Here is a 22,254-nt window from a genome sequence, read left to right on the forward strand (position 1 = left end):
TAAGAAAAAGTTATAAGCATTGCTTTAAACAAGTTTTTAAATCATCATCAGGAGTACTAATAGGTGTTAAATTAAATGTATCTACAAGATATTGTAAGACCTTAGGACTGATAAAAGCAGGAAGGCTTGGTCCTAAGTAGATATTTTTAACACCTAATGAAAGAAGAGCTAGTAGGTCAGCAACAGCCTTTTGTTCATACCAAGATAAAATGACAGAAAGAGGTAAGCCATTGACATCTGTTTCAAAAGCATCGGCTAAGCCAGTAGCGATAGCAACAGCAGAATAAACATCATTACATTGACCGACGTCTAACAACCTTGGAAGACCTGCTACTGTTCCAAAATCCAATTTATTAAAGCGATATTTACCACAAGCTAAGGTTAAGATAATACAATCCTCTGGTACAATTTTAGCGAAATCAGTATAGTAGTTTCTTCCAGGTCTAGCACCATCACAGCCACCTATCACAAAGAAGTGCCTAATCTGACCAGACTTAACGGCGTTAACGATAGTTTCTGCATGGGAGAGGGTAGCATGGTGACCAAAGCCTACTAAAATTTCATGTGGTTCTTGATCTTCTTTGAAACCACCAAGTTCAAGGGCTTTTTCAATAATAAGAGTAAAGTCCTTTGTACCATCGGGAAGTTTAGGAATAAATGTCACACCATCCCAGCCCACTGTATTAGTCGTAAAAATTCTATCCTTATAAGTTTCACGAGGTCGCATCAAACAGTTAGTGGTCATGAGAATGCAGCCAGGAATACCATCAAATTGGGGTTGTTGATCCTGCCAAGCACCACCATAGTTACCTACTAGATGTTTAAATTTCTTAAGTTCGGGATAACCATGTGCAGGAAGCATTTCACCATGTGTATAAATGTTAATGCCTGTCCCTTCAGTTTGTTCAAGTAGCATATAAAGATCCTTTAGGTCATGGCCTGAAACAATAATAAAGGGTCCTTTTTGGATATGCACATTTACCTTATGAGGAGAGGGGTTTTTGAAAGATCGAGTGTTAGCATCATCAAGGGTTTTCATGACTTCAATGCTCATCTCTCCTGTGCGCATGACCCATCTAATCATTTCGTCTACAGAAATATCATCTTTTGTAGCTATTTCTAAAGCCCTCAAGTAGAAATGGTCTACTTGATCACTCCAATAATTGAGAAAACGTGCTTGATGGCCATAGGCACTGATTCCTTTAAGGCCATAGATAATGGTTTGTCTTAAAGAACGAATGTCTTCATGTAAATCCTTATCAAACATAATCCCTGCACGTTTTGCATCTTCAAGCATTTGTTCTCTAGTTTGGCTTAAGTTATAAGTAGCAAATTCAGGATAACTGATATTAGCAGGTGCCTTTTGTCTAAGACGTTCTTTAATTTCTTGAGATTTTTTTAAAAGTTCTACATGAACATCTGCATCGAAGTTAACATTAGTTAATGTTGTAAAAAGAGAGTTCTCTACAAACTTAATAATATCTTTATCAATCATTTCTCCTTTTTCAATAAGTGGAACAGCATAACAACTAATACCTTTTAATTGATAGATAAGTAAATCTTGCAGATTAGCTACTTCAGGGGTCTTACCACAAACACCTATTTTAGTACAACCTTTGCCACCAACAGTTTGTTCACATTGATAGCAAAACATTGGATAGTCCATTACGCTAGCCTCCTTAGACGATTTCATTTTAGTGTCAACACTATATTACCCTTAATAAAAACTTATTATTCAGATAGAATTCATCGTAAGGAGGCATTTGTAATACGTTTGGCTAGATATGAGTAGAGGGTTATTCACTAAAAATTTGCTTAAAGATAGGGTCATTTAAGAGAAGCATCTTAGCTTGATTTCTATATTTTTCTTCATGAATGAAAGTGTGGCGGTTAGGTTTGATAGTAGGCGCTAGGTCTATAGCTTTTTCAAAGTCTTCTCGTTTAAGCTGTAAGGTTTTAGTGTAAGACCAAAAGCCTGTATCTGTCAGTACCGTATTGACTCGTTGCCACCTATGGTTCTGAACTTTGCTCATGAGATAAGTGGCAATACCTACCTGGATGCCATGGAGCAAAGGAACATCCATAAGCTTATCAAGAGCATGAGAGATTAGGTGTTCACTACCACTAGAGGGCGCACTATTGCCTGCCATCTCATTGGCAATGCCGCTCATGGCAAGAGAATCTACTAATTCTTTTAAAAATAAATCATCTTTGATACTTGTAAAAGGGGTACGTACAAAGCTATTAACCGCTTTTTTAGCAATCATATAAGCAAAGTCATCTAAGGTGCTATAGCCTTGTTGATGCTCGTAGAGCCAGTCGTATAAAGCTGTGATTTTAGAAATGAGGTCGCCAATACCTGAATAAATGAAGGGGTCCGGAGCACTTTTGATAACATTTGTATCAATGATAATACCATAGGCTAGCCTAGCAGGGACAGAAGTTCTTTTCCCATTGACTAGAAGAGAAGCACTAGAGCTTGAGAAACCATCACTAGAAGCAGAGGTAGGCACACTAATAAAAGGAATTTTTCTAAGAAAGGCGGCATATTTGGCGACGTCTATGACTTTTCCACCGCCTATGCCAATAATGGCATCTGTTTTACTACTGATGCTAAAAGCAATCTTTACAATAGCATCTATGTCAGTGGTGTCAAGTTCTTCAGAGTGAAGAAGTGTAATAGCATTTTGGTGAAGAGAATCAAAAACTGTATCACCAAATAAACGGATCAGTCCATTGCCGAAATAAATAACAACTTGGTCAAAATGGTTCTCCTTTAAAAATACGCCTATTTCATTAAGCGTTCCTTTACCTACTTTAAGTAAGGAGGGAATGGAGATACGATGAGCTTGTGGCTGATTCACTTTAACACCCCCTTTCCTATAAGAGTAGTGGCTACATCTTTAAAGCTTTTTATAGGTACAAAGTTAACACTTTCTGATTGTAGCATTTCTTGAAGACCACCCTTAGCAAAAGCTAGATCAGCTAACTTACAGGGCAAAATATCAGGAGCACTATCACCGGCATAGTAAACATGCGTATACTGTTTTTTTAAATCCAGAACCACTTTAGCTTTATCAATACCATATCTTTCGGAGTAGTAGAGACTGCTTTCATCTATTTGCAGATGGATGCCCTTATCTTTATAAATACCTGGGTTGGAGTAGACTTTTACATCTGATAAGCCTTTTTCCTTAAGGAGCAGGTTAATGTAATAGCTAGTACCAGCACTTAAAATAATAAACTCCCCTCCATTTTCACGTACCCTGCGAATAAATTCATTAGCTGATTCATCCCATTCGATGCGAAGAATATCCTCAAGAATCTCAGTTTCTTCACGATTGATAGCTCTATAGATTTGACCTAAGAAATCTTTATCTAGATGAAGGCCTTGGCGCCACTCCTTATAAAGTTTTTGGCCCGCTTCACCTAAATAATCATCAATGATCATTTGATAAAAATCTTTTTCTGTCAGTGTACCGTCAAAATCCGAAATAAAAACAAATTTACCATGAGACATCATGTTTACCTCCTTATTATAGAAATGAAGTATATAGAGTCATTTTTCATATAAATATCTGGTTTTATACCTGGGTAAAATGCACAAAAGAATAAAGATTTAGTGTTAGCTTATGATTTAACTATTATATCATGAAAGGAACTTAATGAAGTAAGATTAAAGCAGCCACACATATATTTTTTGTTTTGTGAATTGTTGCTTGTAAAAAAACCAAATGTGGCGATATAATAGATGAAGAACATTTTTCAAGAGATAAAGGAGAAGTTCAAAGATGAAAAAATTTCTTAATGAGTTTAGAACATTTGCTCTTAGAGGGAATGTATTAGATTTAGCAGTAGGTGTTATTATTGGAGGTGCTTTTCAAGGAATCGTTAAATCTTTAGTTGATGATGTGATTTCACCTATCATAGGATTATTTGCCAAAAAAGATTTTAGTGCTTTAGTCATAACAATTGCAGATGTAAACATCCGCTATGGGGCTTTTATAACAGCCATCATTAATTTTGTTATTATGGCATTTTTAATTTTCCTATTAGTGAAAGGAATGAACAAATTAAGTACTATTGGGACTAGAAAAGCAGAAGAGCCAGCAAAAGAAGCAACAACAAAAGAATGCCCATTTTGCTATAGCCAAATATCTATTAAAGCAACACGCTGTTCACACTGTACATCTATTTTAGAAGAAGAACAAGCTTAATAAATGACCCCTTCAATTTCTGATAGTTTTATTAGAATTTAAGGGGTTATTTTGATAAGTATTATTTGAAGTAGCTTAAAACATATGAGAAGTGAGTCGTTTATAAGTACATAAAGGATAACTAGAAAGAGTGGGGAAGATGAAGAAAAATAAAGAACAGTTGATGCAAAAGACGATAGTCGTTTGGCTAGGAGCACTTTTATGCTGCGCCTTATGGGGAAGCGCTTTTCCATGCGTTAAAATAGGGTATCAATTATTTCAAATTGAATCAGAGCAAACAGCCACCCAAATTCTTTTTGCAGGCTGCCGTTTTGCACTAGCAGGCATTTTAGCACTTGTTATTGGAAGTTTAGTAAAAGGTAAAATCCTAGTGCCTAAGAAGCAGTCTTATGGAAAAATAGTGACGCTTTGTATGTTTCAAACTGTGGCACAGTATGTTTTTTTCTATATTGGACTTGCTAATACAAGTGGTGTGAAGGCTTCTATAATCGAAGCCGTTAATGTATTTGTAGCTATTTTTATAGCAAGCCTTTGCTTTCATCAAGAGAAGCTTACTACTAGAAAAGTAATGGGAAGTATCATTGGCTTTTTAGGGGTTATATTGGTTAACCTAACAGGAAGTGAAATAAATACCCATTTTTCATTTGTTGGTGAAGGGTTTATCTTTTTATCAACAGTAGCTTATGCTTTTTCTTCAGTTCTTATGAAAAGCTATTCTACAGAAGAAGATCCTGTTTGTTTAAGCGGTTATCAGTTTTTAGTAGGTGGCTTATTAATGATTTTATTTGGAGTAGCTATGGGAGGACGTATGACAGTTATGACAGCAGGAGGAGCAGCAATGCTTATCTATTTAGCATTAGTTTCAGCTATCGCTTATTCTGTATGGGGTATCCTTCTCAAGTATAATCCTATTTCTAAAGTAGCTGTATTTGGCTTTATGAATCCGGTATTTGGCGTATTATTATCGGCTATGCTTTTAAAGGAATACCAAATGATAGGATTAATGAGTATCATTTCATTAATTTTAGTTTGCTTAGGTATTTATATTGTTAATAAGGAAAAGAGCTAATTTTATGAAGAGAACCCTTGAGTTATCAAATGAAGTAACTCTGGGTTCTTTTTGGTAGTTAGTGAGGATAAAAAAGTCTTGTTGGATAATATAATTATTTAATAATAATAATTGTTAAATGTGTCTTAAAGAGCTATAATAAGATTTAACAAACAAAGTGTTATCGGAATAGAGGATATTGATTGTATGGGAGATATAAGATGGATAAAAATGAACTCATTTCTATATTAAAACAACGTATTTTAGTCCTTGATGGTGCTATGGGGACAAGCATTCAAGGCTATCAATTAACAGAAGAAGATTATCGCAGCGAACGCTTTAAAACGTTTCATCGTGATCAAAAGGGAAATAATGATTTATTATCATTAACAAAGCCGGAAGTAATTAAAAAGATTCACAGGAGCTTCTTAAAAGCAGGGGCCGATATGATTGAAACCAATACGTTTAATGCAACGGTTATTTCTCAGGCAGATTATGACTTAGGAGAGCTAGTATATGAATTAAACTATGAGTCAGCTCGCATAGCCAGAGAGGTTGCGGATGAGGTGACTAAAGAAGAGCCTCATAAGCCTAGATTTGTAGCAGGTGCTATTGGGCCTACTAATAAAACAGCTTCTTTATCACCAGATGTAGAAAATCCAGGTTTTAGAAATATTAGCTTTGATGAATTGGTATCAGCTTACAGTGAGCAAATCGCTGGTTTAATAGCAGGAGGTGTAGATTGTCTTTTAATTGAAACCATATTTGACACGTTGAATGCTAGAGCTGCAATTGTAGCAGCACAAGAGGTTTATGAAGCTCAAAATATAACTTTACCCATTATGATTTCAGGTACTTTAACGGACAAGTCAGGAAGAACACTTTCCGGACAAAAACTAGAGGCCTTCGCTCAGTCAGTTAGAAATGAGCATGTTATTTCTATCGGGTTAAACTGCTCCTTTGGTGGTGCTGATTTAATGCCATTTATTAAAGAACTGTCAAAAACTCAAAATTTATATGTATCGGTTTATCCTAATGCAGGGTTACCTAATGTTCTAGGGGCATATGATGAAGCACCCTATATGACTGCTCAGTATATTGAAGCATTAGCCAAGGGACAATATGTCAACATAGTAGGGGGCTGCTGTGGTACCACACCAGAGCATATTGCAGCCATTGCAAAATGTGTGGAAGGTGTAAAACCAAGAACCATACCTACTTTACCTAAAGAAAGTATCTACTGTGGATTAGAGACAGTAAAAAGTCATAAAGCTAATAACTTTATTAACATTGGTGAAAGAACAAATGTAGCAGGTTCAGCCAAGTTTGCCAGGTTGATTCGCGAAAAGAACTATGAGGAAGCTTTATTAATTGCCAAAGAGCAAGTGGAAAATGGAGCTCAAATTATAGATGTTAATTTTGATGATGGTCTTTTAAATAGTGAAGAAGAAATGGCTTATTTTTTAAAGCTGATTGCATCAGAACCAGATATTGCATCAAGACCTATCATGATAGATTCTTCAAAATGGTCGGTCATTGAAGCAGGACTTAAAAGTATTCAGGGTAAGCCCATTGTCAATTCCATTTCCTTAAAAAACGGAGAAGAGGAATTCTTAGAGCATGCTAAGGTAGTGAAAGCTTTTGGCGCAGCTGTGGTGGTGATGGCCTTTGATGAAAGAGGGCAGGCGGACACTTTTGAAAGAAAAATAGAAATTTGTGAAAGAGCCTATCGCGTGCTAGTAGACACGCTTCATTTTCCACCTGAAGATATTATTTTTGATCCTAATATCTTAGCCATTGCTACAGGAATGGAAGAACATAATCATTATGCTGCTTACTATATTGAAGCAACGAGGTGGATTAAAGAGCACTTACCTTATGCTAAGGTTTCAGGTGGGGTTTCTAATTTGTCTTTTTCTTTTAGAGGAAATAATGTCATCAGAGAAGCCATGCATTCTGTCTTTTTATATCATGCTATTGAAGCGGGTATGGATATGGGAATTGTTAATCCTGGCATGATTCAGATTTATGATGATATTCCGAAGGCGCTGCTAGAACTTGTAGAAGATGTGATTTTTAATAAACGAGAAGATGCAGCAGAAAGACTATTAGAACAAGCAGAAAACTATAAACAAGACAAAGATAAGGTAACTATCCAACAAAATGAGTGGAGACAGTGGCAATTAGATGATAGATTAAGCTATGCTTTGGTTAAAGGAACGACGGAGTTTATAGAAGACGATTTAGCAGAGGCCGTTACAGTTTATCCTAAAGCACTACACATTATAGAAGGACCTTTGATGGCTGGGATGACCAAGGTTGGGGATTTATTTGGAGAAGGTAAAATGTTTCTTCCTCAAGTGGTTAAATCAGCAAGGGTGATGAAAAAAGCAGTAGGTTTTTTACTACCCTACATCGAAAATGATAAAGAAGAAGGGGCATCTCATAAAGCAGGAAAAATTTTAATAGCAACAGTCAAGGGAGATGTTCACGATATTGGTAAAAATATTGTAGGTGTTGTCTTAGCATGTAACAACTTTGAGATTATAGACTTAGGTGTTATGACACCTTGTGAAACCATTTTAGATACAGCTATTAAAGAAAAGGTAGATATCATTGGCTTAAGTGGTCTGATTACGCCTTCTTTAGATGAAATGGCCCATGTAGCAGAAGAGATGGAAAGAAGAGGAATGACTATACCACTGATTATAGGAGGAGCAACGACTTCTAAGCTCCATACAGCTTTAAAAATCGCTCCACACTATAGCGGCCCTACTGTTTATGGATATGATGCTTCTAAAACCGTAGAAATCTGCAAAAAACTTTTAGGAAAAGAAAAGGAAGCATTTGTTGCTGAAGTTAAGAAGGAATATGAAGAAAAGAGACAAAGCTATGAAAGTGTGCCTAAGAAATTAGTAAGTTTAGAGGAAGCTAGAAGTAAAAAACTGAAAATAGATTGGGAACATAGAGCTATTTCTGAGCCGACCTTTAAAGGAATCAAGACCATAGATCATTATACAATTAGAGATCTAAGGCCTTATATTGATTGGACCTTCTTCTTTATTGGATGGGAAATGAAAAAATTGTATCCGGCTATCTTAGAAGATGAGGTATATGGCGAAGCAGCATGTCAGCTTTTTGAAGATGCCAATAAAATGTTAGATGTATTAGCATCTGAGAAAATAATAGACCTTAGAGGCGTATTAGGCCTATTTAAAGCTAACTCAATTGAAGATGATATCGAACTTTATCATCAAGATGGCACTCTAGCGGCTACCTTTAATTGCATCAGACAGCAAAAGCTGCAAAATCAAGATCAATATCTTTGTTTATCAGATTTTATCAGCCCTAAAGCACTAGGCAAAGAAGATTATATAGGCGGTTTTATTGTAACAGCTGGATTAGGTGCAGAAGCTTATGCAAATGAACTTAAAGCAAAGGGAGATGAGTATGGCGCAATCATGGTTAAACTACTTTGCGACCGTTTAGCAGAAGCCTTTGCTGAAAAACTTCATCAAGATGTACGTCAAAATGATTGGGGCTATGCAAAAGATGAACAGCTAGGGATAAACGATTTATTAAAGGGAAAATATAGAGGCATTAGACCGGCCTTTGGATATCCTTCATTGATAGATCAAAGTCAGATGCAAAAACTCTTTGATTTATTAGAGGGAGAGAAGATAACGGGAGTAAGCCTAACAGAAAGCTTTATGATGAATCCAGTTGCTTCTGTATGTGGCTTATATTTTGCATCAGAAGATGCTAAATACTTTGATGCTATGTTATTAGATAGAGACCAAGTAGAAAACTACGCTACTAGGTGTCAATTAAGCACGGCAGTGATTGAAAAAAGGTTAGCACGTTATTTAGCATATGGTCTAGAGATTTAAGAGGATGAATCTTAAATTGAAGCAAAGCTTTTGATAATGGCTATAAAGGTTTCGTTCATTAAGAGCGAGAGTATCATATAATGAATCATAAAAACAACGAGATTGAATAAGACAATCTAGAACACTGTATAGAAGTACAGTATGCTAGCAATAAAAGTAATTTGAGTAAAAATGTAAATGGTTCCTAATAAAAGTAGAACCAATGTCATAGATAAACCTACGAATTTCTGGTAAGCTAGTTAGAATTCGTAGGTTATTTTCATGAGACAGAAAACATTCATTTTCTTATTTGCGGCAAGGAATAGAAAGAAGGGAATGTTATGGAAGAAGCAAAATATATGCAGGCAATAGAAGCTAATCCTTCTATTATTAAAATGATTCCTCATCCTACAGAAGAGATGAAGTTATTTGCACTTAAAAAAGAGGGGTTAGTACTAGAATATATAGACAGTCCAACAAAAGAAATGGAAGAGTTAGCTATAGATAGTAATCCAAGAGCTATTAAATTTGTAAGTGACCCAACAGAAGAAATGATGATAAAGGCCGTTAACAAAGGCTGGAATACCTTAGAATATATTAAAAATCCAACAGAAAAGGTCTTAGAATTGGCCGTTAATCAAGCTGGATGGGCGATTCAATATGCTAAAAATCCAAGTATAGAGATGCAATTGTTAGCAGTTAGGAAAAATTATGATGCTATCAAATATATCAAAGAACCAGATGAAAGGGTACAAGAAGCAGCAGTAAAAATAAGTTATGATGCACTTAGGTATATCCATTCACCTAGTCCGCAAGTAGAGATGATGGCTATTAAGGAAAATGAAGCAGCTATTAGCTTTATCACTTCATTAGATAAACAGAAAATGCTAGCGTTTTTAAAAGTTAATATTTTGGTGGTTAAGTACATTATCAACCAAATAACCAAAGAAGAACTAGAGGGCGTATTAAAAGAAGTATTATCAAATGAAGAAGTTGAAGAAAAATATGTAAGAGACTTTTTAAATTGTAGTACCATAGATAAATATTGCAGTAGACAACATATGGATAAGATGCTACTCATTTACCAATATGGCAGCAAAACAGCGAAAAAAATAGCAGTAGATGAAAAGCTAAAGAGACGATAGAGGAGGGACAAAATGAATTTTGTAGAAACGCTAAAAAGTGTAGAATTAGTACTAGCTACAAGGGAAGTGCCTTTGGTAGTTGGTGAAAGTGGTATAGGAAAAACAGCTTTAGCCAAGGCGCTTGCTAAAGAAAAAGAGTGGAGTTTAATCGTTATTGATGGTAACCTCCTTAAAGAAGGTGAGATAGGTGGTCTTCCAACGATAGAATCTTATAGCAGTATGGATGTTAATGGCAATCAGGTAGAGAAGAAAATGACTGTCTATGCTGTTCATAATAAGTTAAGAGAAATTGATAAAGAAATAGCTGAGGGTAAGACAGTTCTTTTATTTATAGATGAAATTAATCGCTGTGAGCATACAGTGCAACAAGAACTTATGAATTTAATACTAAATAGAGAAATCAATGGCTACCAGCTACATGATGAGGTTAAAATTTTAGCAGCCATGAATCCATCTAGCAAATATGGATCGGATTTTGATTATCAAGTGGTTGACATGGACCCAGCCCAAGAAAATAGATTTGTATGGTTAAACATGGAAAGTGATTATATCCAGTGGTTAAAATGGGCAATAGATACAGGCATTGAGCAAAAGGTAATAGGGTTTATCTCAACCTTTCCAGAGTACTTGAATAAAAATAATGAGGATGATATTAGAGCAACACCTAGAAGCTATGAAAGAATCTCTAAAAGCTATCAGATTTATAAAGCGCAAAAAGAAATCATTCCTAGATCAGTGTTTTTAAACGTCATTAAAGGAAACGTTGGGAAGGTAATAGCAGAAGAATTTCTTAGTTTTGTTGAAGCCGATTATAGCCCACTCATAGGGTATGAAGATGTGTTTTTAGGAGAAGCCCTTAGTGAAGCTTTAATAGAGAGAGTTAAAAATGAAAGTCATACAAGACTTTACTTATCAGCAATCAACATTTTAAAGCAGTTAGAGTCATATATGAAAGCTCATGAAGATGAGTCAAAGGATAAGATGAATAGATTAATGGATTTTTTAAAAGCTTATCCTGTAGACTTAATGGTAGGCATTATGAAGGATATGAAGGAAAGTTATGCCGAAGTATACAAAAATGCTTTAGACAATGAAGCTTTTGTAGAGGCCTATTTTTCAGCATATAGCTTAATAAGGGGATAGCTTATGGAAAGTCATTTTGATAATCAGGTAAAACAGCTTTATGAAAAATCCAAGGAAATTGTTAATACAACAGATATGTTAAAGTCAAACCGTGCTGGTGAGAAGTGGGAGCCAGCTTGGCCTCAGGACTTTAAACGTGACTTCTTTAACCTAGTAGATCAAGTAAGTTTAAGTTTAATGCAGGAAAATGATGATTTTTATGGCTATTTCTTGATACAAATGGCAAGAGAAATAAGAGTAGACATGAGTAGCCCAACTGGGGTGAATTTTAAAGGGGCTAGGTATGTGATTTATTTTAATCCCATTATTTTCTTAACCCTCACTCTTAAACAAATGGAAAGCGCCATTAAGCATGAAATTTTTCATATCATTTCCATGCATTTAACGAGAACAAAAGCATTAAAAGGCAGATATAGTACACTAGCCATTAATATGGCGATGGATGTAGTTGTTAACCAATTTTTAGAGTATCTGCCACCTTATGCTACAACATTAGAGTCGGTGAATTTACATTACAATTTAAAACTGAAACCCTATGAAACCTTTGAATATTATGTAGAGAAACTTCAAACTGAATTTGATTTGCAAGAGGAAGATGAGGAGGGAGAAGAAAACGACGCTAATGAAAGTGAAGATTTAAAAACGGCATATAATCCTGAGAAAACACATGATATGTGGGGAGAGTCTGATGAGATAGAGGAGCAAACCATTAAAGAATTTACAGAGAAGTTTATAAATAATGCTCTTAAAGGAAAAATACCAGCTTACTTAGAGGATATGATTACCGCTCTTAAACATAGTAAAGAAGAATTACCTTGGAATTTATATTTAAATAGATTAATGGGAACTGTCGAAAGCAATAAGAAAAAGGTCATCACAAGGCGAAGTAGAAGACAGCCCGAAAGACTAGATTTAAGAGGAAACCTGAGAAGTCATAAAGCAGAAATAGCAGTTGCGATTGATATTAGTGGTAGTATAAGTGATGAAGAATTCAAGCAGGCTATTAAGGAAGTACTTCATATCGTTAAGAATTATAATCACGAAATCACGATCATTGAATGTGATAATCAGGTCAGACGTGCATATAAAGTCAGATCCATTAAGGATATACAAGATAGAATAGCTGTAGGTGGAGGAACTCAATTCACCCCTGTTTTTGAATATGCCAATAAGAAAAAGATTAATTTACTGATCTATTTTACTGATGGCAAAGGTGAAGACAAACTAAAGGTTCTCCCTAGAGGATATAAGGTGTTATGGGTGATCTCAGGAAGAGGCGACGAACTCTCATTAAAGGAGCCTTATGGCATAGTAAAAAAATTAAAGAAGATGAACAAAAAAGATATTGAAATTGAGATGAGTGATGTGAGAAGTGATGGATATTCTATGAATAATCAAGCACCTACTATTTAGTAGTATACAAGACTACTTTAGAAGTATATAATAAGATTAATATAAGACTAATCCTTGAGGCAGATTAATAAATAGCTCAAGGATTTTTTGTTTTTAGGAAGGTAGAGTCTTATGTTAGGGTAATTATTTTTTTCTATTAGACAACATTAATCAATTATCAGATGAGGCTCTTTATAATAAACTTCTTAATGAGTTTCCTGTGTGGATAAAAGTAGCTAGACAAAAACATATGATATAAGCAGTATAATGAATGTATATTTCACTATCTTAGGCAAAAACTAAGCTATGTGTGTTATAGAATATTAATAAAGGAGGAAGTAAAATGAATGTTAAATTTCAAGGAAAGCCAATAACTTTGGAAGGGCACCATATAGAGGTGGGTGAACCAGCACCAGGGTTTAATGTAGTTGATGGGCAGTTGCAAACCATTTCTTCAAGTGAATTAAAAGGAAAAAGAGTTTATGTAAGCGTGCCTTCTCTTGATACAGGCGTATGTGATAGAGAAGTAAGACGCTTTAATGAGGAAGCAACTAAATTAAATGATGTAAAGGTGTATACGATTTCTATGGATTTACCTTTTGCACAAGCAAGATGGTGTGGAGCAGCAGGTATAGAGAATGTAGTCACTTTATCTGATTATAAAGATAGAAGTTTTGGTCAAAACTCTGGTACTTATATTAAAGAACTTGGTTTATTGACAAGAGCGGTATTTGTAATTGATGAAAATGACAAAGTCATTTATGTAGAGTATTGTGAAGAGGTAACAGAAGAACCTCAGTATGAAGAGATACTCAAGGTGTTATCTTAATAGAAAAACTAAAAATCCTTGTGCAATAGATAAAATTTCTAGAGCACAAGGATTTTTGATTATGAATAAAAATTTGAGTGTTTAGATTTAATGAAAGGTATAGTAGATTAGGGTATAATAATAATTGACTCACAGTGTTGAGTTACATATGAGGGGGGAATAGAAATGGCTGTATATTCAATAAAAGGAGAGCAACTAAGAAAAGTAGCACATTTTTTTGATGGATGGGAGGATACTTTGATTTGGTCAGCACTTCAAGAATGTATGGGAAGTGTTTTTGCAGATAGTATAGAACATCCTACAGCTGCGCAAGTTGTTATTGCAGACTTTTGCTTTTTGGCCGGACAGCCTCAATTAGAGTTAGTACTTCATAATCCTAACAAGTTAAAATCACAGTTTATTATTATGGTGCCAGAAAATGAAGCATGGGCCAAACTTATTGAAGAATCCTACGGGAGTCACGCCAAGAAAATCATAAGATATGCTATTAAAAAAGAACCAAATGTATTTGACCCATTAAGGCTTAAAGCGGCTATAGAAAGTATAGGTCCAGATTATGAAATTAAATTAATAGATGAAGCCATTTATCAGCAGGCAATGGCCAGTGAGTGGTCAAGGGATTTGTGCTCACAGTTTGAAAATGATGAGGCGTATAAAGAAAAGGGATTAGGGGTAGCCGTTCTTTACAAAGGAGAATTAGTATCAGGGGCTTCTTCTTATACAAGATATAATGAAGGGATAGAAATAGAGATTGATACCAAAACAGAGTTTAGAAGAAAGGGTTTAGCTTATGCCGCTGCGGCAAAACTGATTTTAGAGTGTATCGATAGAAATCTATATCCAAGCTGGGATGCGCAAAATAAATGGTCAGTGGCTCTTGCGGAAAAACTAGGTTACCATTTTGATAAAGAATATACGGCTTATGAAATAAGCTTGTTTGGTTTATAAAGTGTTATATGGGCTTGATTTTAGTAGAGTCAGCGCGTATATTAAAAATACATTTATGTACAAGAATTATTTTAAAGGATAAGACAAGTGAGGAGTCTTACGGTGAACAACGATGTTAAAAAAGAAAATAGAAGACTTTTGTAAGTCTATAGGATTAGATACAATAGGTTTCATTCCTTGTAGACGCTTTGATGAACTAGAGGTGTTTTATAGGGAAAGACAAAAGCTTGGTTTGCAAAATGAATTTGAAGAGCAAAATATTGAAAAACGTCTTAATCCCAATCTTTATATGGAAGAGGGAAAAACAATTATTTCTATAGCCTTTCCTTATTATCATAGGGAGATAAAAGATGAGGTGGCTAATGGTTTTTCCATTTATACAAAAAGGCTAGATTATCATAGGGTTGTTAAAAAGTATTTGAATGAAATAAGTGAGTACATCGAGACCTTAGGTGGTAAGGCACTAGGGTTTGTAGATAGTAATGCTTTGCCTGAAAGATACATTGCTTACTTAGCGGGACTTGGATTTATTGGAAGAAATAACATGTTGATTACAAAAAAATATGGTTCCTATGTCTTTTTAGGTGAACTTATGACAGATTTAAAGATTGAATGTGAAGATCAGAGAAGCCAGGATGAACTAATAAAATATGCAGAGTGTGGAGCGTGCAAGGCTTGCTTAAAGGAATGTCCCACAAAGTCTATTAATATGTCAAGGAGTAATCCTAATATTTGTTTATCTTATATCACTCAAAAGAAGGAGCTTAGTGATCAAGAGATAAAGCTATTAAAAGGAAATATTTTTGGCTGTGACTTCTGTCAATTAAAATGTCCTTATAATGAAGAAGTGGCAACTAATGTTTTAGAAGAATTTCAAACACTCGTCCATATGAATGAGCCTGCTAATGTTTATGCAGGGATGGATAATTCCTATTTTAAGGAAAAGATGAGTCCGACTTCTTGCGGCTGGCGAGGAAAAAATGTGATAAGAAGAAATGCTATCATTCATATGGATCATGCTGGTTTGACTATTGAACAATATAAAGGTGATTCCCCTTATATTAATAGCTATATTGAGAGACTCACTCAAAATAAGTAGTTACTACTCAAGAAATCTCTTGAGAATTTTAGAAATGTCCTCATCTGTAGAACCCTGATAACGTAAATCATTTTGGACATTGATTCAAAGAAATGATTATAATAAGATAAAATAAAAGGGTGTTAAATAGAATAAAAAAGGGGAAGTCATATGTTCAATCTATTGAAGAGAAAGGTAAATAAAAAAGCACAAAAGCAAATTGAAACACAAATAAATGACCTTCAGCTTTACTTAGAAAATAATTATAAGGACTTAGCTATTGAGGCAAGGCAAGAAGCTATTATTCTGATTGAAGGTTGCTATGAGCGTGGGGAACTTGACAACAAAAGTTATACCAAATATAAGAGCATTTTATGTGAATATAGTAAGAAAATGGAGAACTACAATCATCAACAATTTTATAATTCTTCGTCTCACTAGCTTAAGCCAATAATGAGATTATAAGTTTCAGCAAAGATGGGATCTAGAGAGATTATTATATTCAATTGATCTAAACAGGCAGAAGTATTTATTGAGGTAATGAATTGAAATAAAGAAAAAATGAAATAATGCATATAGATATGCTATAATAAAAATATAAATGAATTTTTATAAGGGGGTAGCCAAAAATGGCAGGTGGTTTTTTAGGAAGAGTAGCAGCAGATACTTTAGGACTATCAGATATTGGTAAGATTATCTCACCTCAAGACTTTGATAAGGTAGATGGAGATGACTTTATTTTACAAGAGGATGGAGAAAAAATCTTCTTTGTTATTAAATCTAAAACAGATGAGTATGTGTTTACTAATTATGGACTTATTCATGTAGATGGGAAGTCAGCTATAGAGAAAAAAAGACTTGTTAAACGTTATGACTTTAAATATTATAAGGTATCTCAGGTGACTTTAGAAACAGCAGGGACTATTGACTTAGATATTGAAATTAAATTCTTTATCAATGAGCAAGGCTTTAGTATTGATGTGGATAAAAATCAAATGGAGTTACTTAAAAAATTATATAAATCGCTTATTGAAGTGAGTTATATTCAAAAACATAATGAAGCTCTGTTTGGAGATGGTGTCAATGGCCTCAAAATGGCCAATGAAGATTTATCTAGAAACGTTATTCAAGGGGATATCGTCGATATTACAGAAAGATTAACGAATTTTAACTTAGATTGGATGGAAGCTTTAAGAAAAGAATACCATAAGCGCGACTTCTGTGAAGCTTATGAGAAATATTTAGGATAGAAAAGAGCCTTAAATTTAGCTTTAGCTAAGTTTAAGGCTCTTTTCTATTGTATTTAGCTTTACTATGCCTTTCTTTTATGTATTCATATAGTGTTGAAAAAATTAGAAATAAAGTATATAATGCTGAATTGGTAAGACCAATCAGAAAAGAGGGGACAGTATGAAATATGTTAGGCAGTTTGGCATTATTTTAGGAATCACTTTTATTGGAGAAATACTAAATAGCATAGTACCCTTACCAATACCAGCTAGTATATATGGTTTAGTGTTGATGCTTATTTTACTAGTGACAGGTGTGATTCGTTTAGAACAGATAAAAGAGACTGGCGTATTCTTAATAGAAATTATGCCAATGATGTTTATTCCAGCAGCGGTAGGATTAATGGTATCTTGGCAGAGTCTTGAGTCCATCTTATTACAGGTAATTGTGATTACCCTAATCTCTACAGTTCTAGTCATGGTAGTAGCAGGTAAAATAACACAATGGATAGTATATAGGAAGGAAGGTCATCAGGATGAAAGAGATGTTATATAATTCTACTTTTTTAGGAGTGCTCATAAGTCTAGCGGGATATGAGCTAGGTATGGTGCTTAAGAAGAAATTTAAAAAGACAATCTTTAATCCATTGTTGATTTCAATCATAGTAGTGGTTGCTTTTTTATTAATCTGTGACATTGACTATGATACCTATAATCAAGGAGCAAAATATATCAGTTATCTTCTTACACCAGCAACCGTATGTTTGGCTATTCCGCTTTATGAAGAATTAGAATTATTAAAGAAAAATGTGGCAGCTATTTTAATTGGGATTTTTTCAGGAGCTTTAACGAGTTTGACTTGTATCTTAGTAATGGCCTTTGTGTTTCATTTTAGCCACGAACAGTATGTGACTTTACTTCCTAAATCCATTACAACGGCTATTGGTATGGGTGTATCAGAAGAGCTAGGAGGAATGGTCACCATAACAGTAGCGGTCATTATTATTACAGGTATTCTAGGAAATATGATAGCAGAGACGATTTGTAAAGTTTTTAGAATTAACCATCCGGTGGCAAAGGGAATTGCTATAGGGACCTCGGCACATGCTATTGGAACAGCAAAGGCCATAGAAATGGGAAGAATAGAAGGGGCTATGAGTAGCTTATCTATAGCTATTTCTGGTCTTTTAACAGTAATAGGAGCTTCGATTTTTGCTACGTTTATATGAGATATGGTGATACATAAATGAGCACATCAGCACAAGGAGATTGTATGGAAAATAAAGAATACATTAAGGTCATTGAGTATATAAAAGAGCAAATGAAAAATGGGACAATTCAGATAGGAGGTAAGTTAGAAACAGAAAGAAAGCTTTCTGAAAAACTAGGTATTTCACGTCCTTCCATTAGAGAAGCTTTAAGAAGTATGGAGAATATCGGACTTATTGAAAGTAAACAGGGCTCAGGTAACTATTTATTAGGAGATTTTTCGAAAAACTTAACAGAATCTTTTAGTTTAATGCTTTTGATGAAACAAGTAGACTATGTGGATATTACTGAAGTAAGGAGAGCTATAGAACTAGAAGCTTATAAGATAGCTATGAGAAGTATATCTACTCAGCAATTAAAAGACATAAAAAGTTGTTTAGTGAATCCCTTAAATGAAAGATTTGAGAATGAGATTTTATTTGATAGAAACTTTCACTTTGCTATTGTTAAAGCAACAGGCAATGGATTTATGATGAATATTGTGGAGCCATTAGCTAGTGTTTGTGAAGAATTAATAGAGAAAACCCTTAAAAAAGCAACCATAGATGAGCGAGAACAGTTAGCCCAGTTTCACATGCAAATCTACTTAGGCCTAGAAGAAAAAAATTTAGAAAAAGGATTATCAGCTATTAATGCGCATTATGATCTTATCAATCAATTGCAGTAGAGAAAGTGAGAAAAGTATTATATACTAGGGGAAAGTGTCTATTAACATAGAAAGAGGGGGAGCGATTCGCATGTGGTTATGGATTCAAGAGCAGATTATTCATTCTAATACAATGATAAATAAAATAGTTTATAGTATTATCTCATTAATCATCATCCTTATCTTAAAACAATATACACAAAAGTTAATCAAAACAATAGGGGAAGGACAAGAAAGGAAATATAAACATAGAAAAGTATTAAGTGGCATTTATGCTGTTTTGTATTTATTATGTTTGCTTATCATATGGCAGAAATCCTCAACATCTATCTTAACTTTGTTAGGCTTTTTATCAGCTGGGTTTACTATTGCCATTCGAGATGTTTTTGTGAATCTGATAGGAGGTCTTTATATTCTATTTGCGAAACCTTTTAAAGTAGGTGAACGTATAGAAGTTGCAGGGCAAATAGGAGATGTGATCGATGTAAATCTTCTTCACTTCACCATGCTAGAGGTAGGTAATCGTATTATGCAGGAACAAAGTACAGGACGTATTTTACATATGCCCAATATGCTTGTTTTTTCAGGTCCTTTAGCTAACTATGAAACAGGATTTAAGTATATTTGGAATGAAATGACGGTTAAATTAGATTTAACAAGTGATTTGGAGCAAGCGAAAGCTCTTTTTTATGAGATTATAGAGAAGTATAGTAGTGATTACATCGAAGAAGCTAAGAAGCAAATAGAGACTGCGAGTAAACAGTACTTAATTTGTTATAATAATCTTACACCTATTATTTATACGGAAATAAAAGATGGGGCTATATGGCTTAGCTTACGTTACCTTTGTGAACCAAGAAAAGTAAGAGTAACAGAGAACCTGATATGGGAAGAAATTTTAAAGTGTATCCAAGACAAGGATAATATTAAACTTTTATAAGGAATAAAAAGTATGGATAAACGTAATCCCCAAGATTTTAGTTAAGGTCTTGGGGATTACGTTTATTTTGGATTTAAGTTATTTAAAGTAGAGCGTAAAACACTAATAAGAGCTAATTCATGAGATTTAAGCATATCCTTATGTGGGTAAATCATCATATCCGTAGTAGGAGAAGCAAGGCTACACTTTCTAGTGACTAAGTTATGCTTTTTCAGGGTTTCTTCAGGCATAGGGCTAACCCATAAATAAGTTCCTTTAACTTGTTCAAGCAAATCAAATTGGCTACTACGGTCATAAATATAAATCCGTTTTTGAGCCGTATCCATATCAGCACCTTTTCTAATATGACTAAAAGTCAAATTAGGTTCTTGAAAGTCACCATGTAAAATTTCTATGTATTGGCCTAAGGCATGAAAAGGAATATCTTGATAATTTGCCAATGGATGATTTTTATGTAGCATAATACACATGGTAAATTCTCCGATACACTCATACTGTAGACCTTGTTCTTTAATAAGTGCTAAAAAGTAACTTTCATGGAGCTTTTGATATCGTACAATACCTAAGTCACTTTCGCCGGTAGCAACATCTTGGATAGTAGTATGGGCATTCGTTTCTTTATAGTGAATATTTAATGGCAAAGATTCTACATTTTCTTCTTTTAAAGAAGTATTTAAGAACCTTGAGAAAGCAGTAGAAATATAAGTAGCCCTAGGAACAGAAACAGCTAATTTAAAGGTTTCTTTATGATGCGTTTTATAAAGGCTTTCTAACTCATCCATTTGTGAAAGAATAGTTCTGGCATACTGAAGAAATTGTTTGCCGTCGCGGGTAGGCTCTACACCTTTAGGTGTACGCTTAAAAATAGTAATGCCAATTTCAAGCTCTAGCTCTTTAATGGCCTTACTTAAATTAGGCTGTCCCATAAAAAGATTTTTAGCTGCTCGGGTAATGGAACTAGATTTCTCAACTTCAAGCACATAACGTAGTTGTTGCAAATTCATAATATCCCTCTCATTTCCTTTACGATTCTAGTAGCTGGTTATTGTAGTAAGACTGAACAGTTACATCATTTTATAGTTCTATAGTAACACAAAAAATCTGTAAATAAAAATTTGTAGACTATTAAATAAAGAAATAATGAAAAATGGCTATAAATATAAAAATGAGTAATGTTTTTTATATATTAGGGGTATTCTGATTTAATATTACCGATTTAAAAATGAGTGTGTTATAATATTAACAAAGAAAGAAAAACATTACACAACAAAGATTATAGGGGGAATTAACATGGCACGCTTTACATTACCAAGAGATTTATATCATGGAAAAGGTTCAATTAATGAATTAAAAAATTTAACAGGTAAAAAAGCAATTGTAGTAGTTGGTGGCGGTTCTATGAAACGCTTTGGATTCTTAGATCAAGTTGTAGACAATTTAAAAGAAGCAGGTATGGAAGTAAAATTATTCGAAAATGTTGAGCCAGACCCATCTGTAGAAACCGTTATGAAAGGTGCAGAGGTGATGCGCAAATTTGAGCCAGATTGGATTGTAGCTATAGGTGGTGGTTCGCCTATTGATGCGGCAAAAGCAATGTGGGTTTTCTATGAATATCCAGAAACTACTTTTGAAGCTATTATTCAGCCTTTCTCATTCCCAACACTTAGACAAAAAGCTAAATTCTGTGCTATTCCTTCTACCTCAGGAACTGCTACTGAAGTAACAGCTTTCTCTGTTATTACAGATTATGCAAAAGGTATTAAATATCCCTTAGCAGATTTTAATATTACGCCTGACATTGCTATTGTAGATCCTAATCTTGCAGAAACAATGCCAGCTCAATTAACAGCACATACAGGTATGGATGCTTTAACTCATGCGATTGAAGCTTATGTTTCTACTTGCAATTCTTGCTTTACAGATCCACTTGCTTTAAAAGCAATTGAGATGATTTTTGATGACTTACAAGCTTCTTATGAGGGGGATATGGAAGCTCGTGAGCAAATGCACTATGCACAATGCCTTGCAGGTATGGCGTTCTCTAATGCACTTTTAGGAATCGTTCACTCTATGGCACATAAAACAGGTGCAGCTTATAAAAATGGCCATATTGTTCATGGCTGTGCTAATGCGATGTATTTACCACAAGTGATTAGATTCAATGCCAAAGACGAAGTGGCAGCAAAACGTTATGCAGATATTGCCAAGTTTATTGGCTTAGAAAGCGATACGACCGAAGGCTTAGTTAAAGCGCTTTGTGATAAAATTGAAGCCTATAATGTAGCGCTCAATATTCCAAAATGCATTAAAGACTATGAAAATGGTATGGTACCAGAAGATGAATTCTTAGAAAAACTTCCAGAAGTAGCAGCTCTTGCTATTAGTGATGCTTGTACAGGATCAAATCCAAGAATTCCAGATCAAAAACAAATGGAAGAACTCTTAAAATGCTGCTACTATGGCACAGAGGTTAACTTCTAGAAAACATAATACTTACTTAC

At 34.4% G+C, this 22,254-nt stretch carries 20 protein-coding genes and 1 pseudogene; 17 read left to right on the plus strand and 4 right to left on the minus strand.

From position 1 onward, the window contains the following. Nucleotides 1-10: 10 nt before the first annotated feature. The 3 genes from hcp to QTL86_RS03780 all read right to left on the minus strand — a co-directional run bounded on the left by hcp (nucleotide 11) and on the right by QTL86_RS03780 (nucleotide 3,520). Nucleotides 11-1,666, minus strand: a complete 1,656-nt coding sequence (gene hcp, locus QTL86_RS03770; RefSeq protein ID WP_410496535.1) for a hydroxylamine reductase — start codon at nucleotides 1,664-1,666, stop codon at nucleotides 11-13. Nucleotides 1,667-1,796: 130 nt separating this feature from the next. Next, nucleotides 1,797-2,864, minus strand: a complete 1,068-nt coding sequence (locus tag QTL86_RS03775; RefSeq protein ID WP_410496536.1) for an iron-containing alcohol dehydrogenase family protein — start codon at nucleotides 2,862-2,864, stop codon at nucleotides 1,797-1,799. Continuing rightward, complete coding sequence (locus QTL86_RS03780; protein ID WP_410496537.1) at nucleotides 2,861-3,520, minus strand: MtnX-like HAD-IB family phosphatase; 660 nt, start codon at nucleotides 3,518-3,520, stop codon at nucleotides 2,861-2,863. The genes QTL86_RS03775 and QTL86_RS03780 overlap by 4 nt, the downstream gene beginning before the upstream one ends. Before the next feature lie 271 nt (nucleotides 3,521-3,791). On the opposite strand from QTL86_RS03780, the gene mscL reads away from it, so the two are divergent. The 16 genes and pseudogenes from mscL to QTL86_RS03860 all read left to right on the plus strand — a co-directional run bounded on the left by mscL (nucleotide 3,792) and on the right by QTL86_RS03860 (nucleotide 19,753). Continuing rightward, nucleotides 3,792-4,217, plus strand: a complete 426-nt coding sequence (gene mscL, locus QTL86_RS03785; protein ID WP_410496538.1) for a large conductance mechanosensitive channel protein MscL — start codon at nucleotides 3,792-3,794, stop codon at nucleotides 4,215-4,217. Between the two features lie 139 nt (nucleotides 4,218-4,356). Next, entirely contained in the window at nucleotides 4,357-5,286 is a 930-nt protein-coding gene (locus QTL86_RS03790) for a DMT family transporter (RefSeq protein ID WP_410496539.1), read from the plus strand. Nucleotides 5,287-5,486: 200 nt separating this feature from the next. Further along, nucleotides 5,487-9,155, plus strand: coding sequence for a methionine synthase (gene metH, locus QTL86_RS03795; protein ID WP_410496540.1), 3,669 nt, complete (start codon nucleotides 5,487-5,489; stop codon nucleotides 9,153-9,155). 320 nt (nucleotides 9,156-9,475) lie between these two features. Next, nucleotides 9,476-10,279 carry a hypothetical protein gene (locus QTL86_RS03800; RefSeq protein WP_127067118.1) on the plus strand — a complete coding sequence of 268 codons (804 nt, stop codon included), beginning with the start codon at nucleotides 9,476-9,478 and terminating at the stop codon, nucleotides 10,277-10,279. Nucleotides 10,280-10,291: 12 nt separating this feature from the next. Continuing rightward, nucleotides 10,292-11,422: an ATP-binding protein gene (locus tag QTL86_RS03805; protein ID WP_410496541.1), complete on the plus strand. Its 1,131-nt coding sequence runs from the start codon at nucleotides 10,292-10,294 to the stop codon at nucleotides 11,420-11,422. A gap of 3 nt (nucleotides 11,423-11,425) precedes the next feature. After that, nucleotides 11,426-12,835, plus strand: a complete 1,410-nt coding sequence (locus QTL86_RS03810) for a VWA-like domain-containing protein (protein WP_410496542.1) — start codon at nucleotides 11,426-11,428, stop codon at nucleotides 12,833-12,835. Nucleotides 12,836-12,974: 139 nt separating this feature from the next. Further along, nucleotides 12,975-13,073, plus strand: a pseudogene (locus QTL86_RS03815) (VWA domain-containing protein); the annotation flags it as partial. Nucleotides 13,074-13,157: 84 nt separating this feature from the next. Further along, complete coding sequence (tpx, locus tag QTL86_RS03820) at nucleotides 13,158-13,643, plus strand: thiol peroxidase (RefSeq protein WP_410496543.1); 486 nt, start codon at nucleotides 13,158-13,160, stop codon at nucleotides 13,641-13,643. Nucleotides 13,644-13,808: 165 nt separating this feature from the next. After that, nucleotides 13,809-14,591 carry a GNAT family N-acetyltransferase gene (locus QTL86_RS03825; protein WP_410496544.1) on the plus strand — a complete coding sequence of 261 codons (783 nt, stop codon included), beginning with the start codon at nucleotides 13,809-13,811 and terminating at the stop codon, nucleotides 14,589-14,591. Nucleotides 14,592-14,703: 112 nt separating this feature from the next. Further along, nucleotides 14,704-15,690 (plus strand): tRNA epoxyqueuosine(34) reductase QueG, encoded by a 987-nt coding sequence (gene queG / locus QTL86_RS03830; protein ID WP_410496545.1) that lies wholly within the window; start codon nucleotides 14,704-14,706, stop codon nucleotides 15,688-15,690. 150 nt (nucleotides 15,691-15,840) lie between these two features. Further along, entirely contained in the window at nucleotides 15,841-16,110 is a 270-nt protein-coding gene (locus tag QTL86_RS03835) for a hypothetical protein (protein WP_410496546.1), read from the plus strand. Nucleotides 16,111-16,298: 188 nt separating this feature from the next. After that, a complete protein-coding gene (locus QTL86_RS03840; RefSeq protein ID WP_013657685.1) occupies nucleotides 16,299-16,919 on the plus strand; it encodes a PH domain-containing protein in 621 nt (206 codons plus the stop codon). Between the two features lie 160 nt (nucleotides 16,920-17,079). Beyond that, nucleotides 17,080-17,454: a CidA/LrgA family protein gene (locus QTL86_RS03845; RefSeq protein ID WP_013657684.1), complete on the plus strand. Its 375-nt coding sequence runs from the start codon at nucleotides 17,080-17,082 to the stop codon at nucleotides 17,452-17,454. Beyond that, a complete protein-coding gene (locus tag QTL86_RS03850; protein WP_410496547.1) occupies nucleotides 17,435-18,127 on the plus strand; it encodes an LrgB family protein in 693 nt (230 codons plus the stop codon). The genes QTL86_RS03845 and QTL86_RS03850 overlap by 20 nt, the downstream gene beginning before the upstream one ends. Nucleotides 18,128-18,144: 17 nt before the next feature. Further along, nucleotides 18,145-18,834, plus strand: a complete 690-nt coding sequence (locus tag QTL86_RS03855) for a FadR/GntR family transcriptional regulator (RefSeq protein WP_410496548.1) — start codon at nucleotides 18,145-18,147, stop codon at nucleotides 18,832-18,834. Nucleotides 18,835-18,904: 70 nt separating this feature from the next. Then, nucleotides 18,905-19,753 carry a mechanosensitive ion channel family protein gene (locus QTL86_RS03860; RefSeq protein WP_410496549.1) on the plus strand — a complete coding sequence of 283 codons (849 nt, stop codon included), beginning with the start codon at nucleotides 18,905-18,907 and terminating at the stop codon, nucleotides 19,751-19,753. Nucleotides 19,754-19,815: 62 nt separating this feature from the next. Here the strand turns inward: QTL86_RS03860 and QTL86_RS03865 are convergent, their stop codons facing one another. Further along, entirely contained in the window at nucleotides 19,816-20,757 is a 942-nt protein-coding gene (locus QTL86_RS03865; protein WP_410496550.1) for a LysR family transcriptional regulator, read from the minus strand. Nucleotides 20,758-21,043: 286 nt separating this feature from the next. Here QTL86_RS03865 and QTL86_RS03870 point away from each other — a divergent pair, with 286 nt between their 5' ends. Continuing rightward, on the plus strand, nucleotides 21,044-22,234 hold the full coding sequence (locus tag QTL86_RS03870) for an iron-containing alcohol dehydrogenase (protein ID WP_410496551.1): 1,191 nt from the start codon (nucleotides 21,044-21,046) through the stop codon (nucleotides 22,232-22,234). Nucleotides 22,235-22,254 lie beyond the last annotated feature (20 nt).

Origin of the sequence: Cellulosilyticum sp. ST5 (assembly GCF_046529625.1) — a bacterium.
Taxonomy (GTDB): Bacteria; Bacillota; Clostridia; order Lachnospirales; family Cellulosilyticaceae; genus Cellulosilyticum; species Cellulosilyticum lentocellum.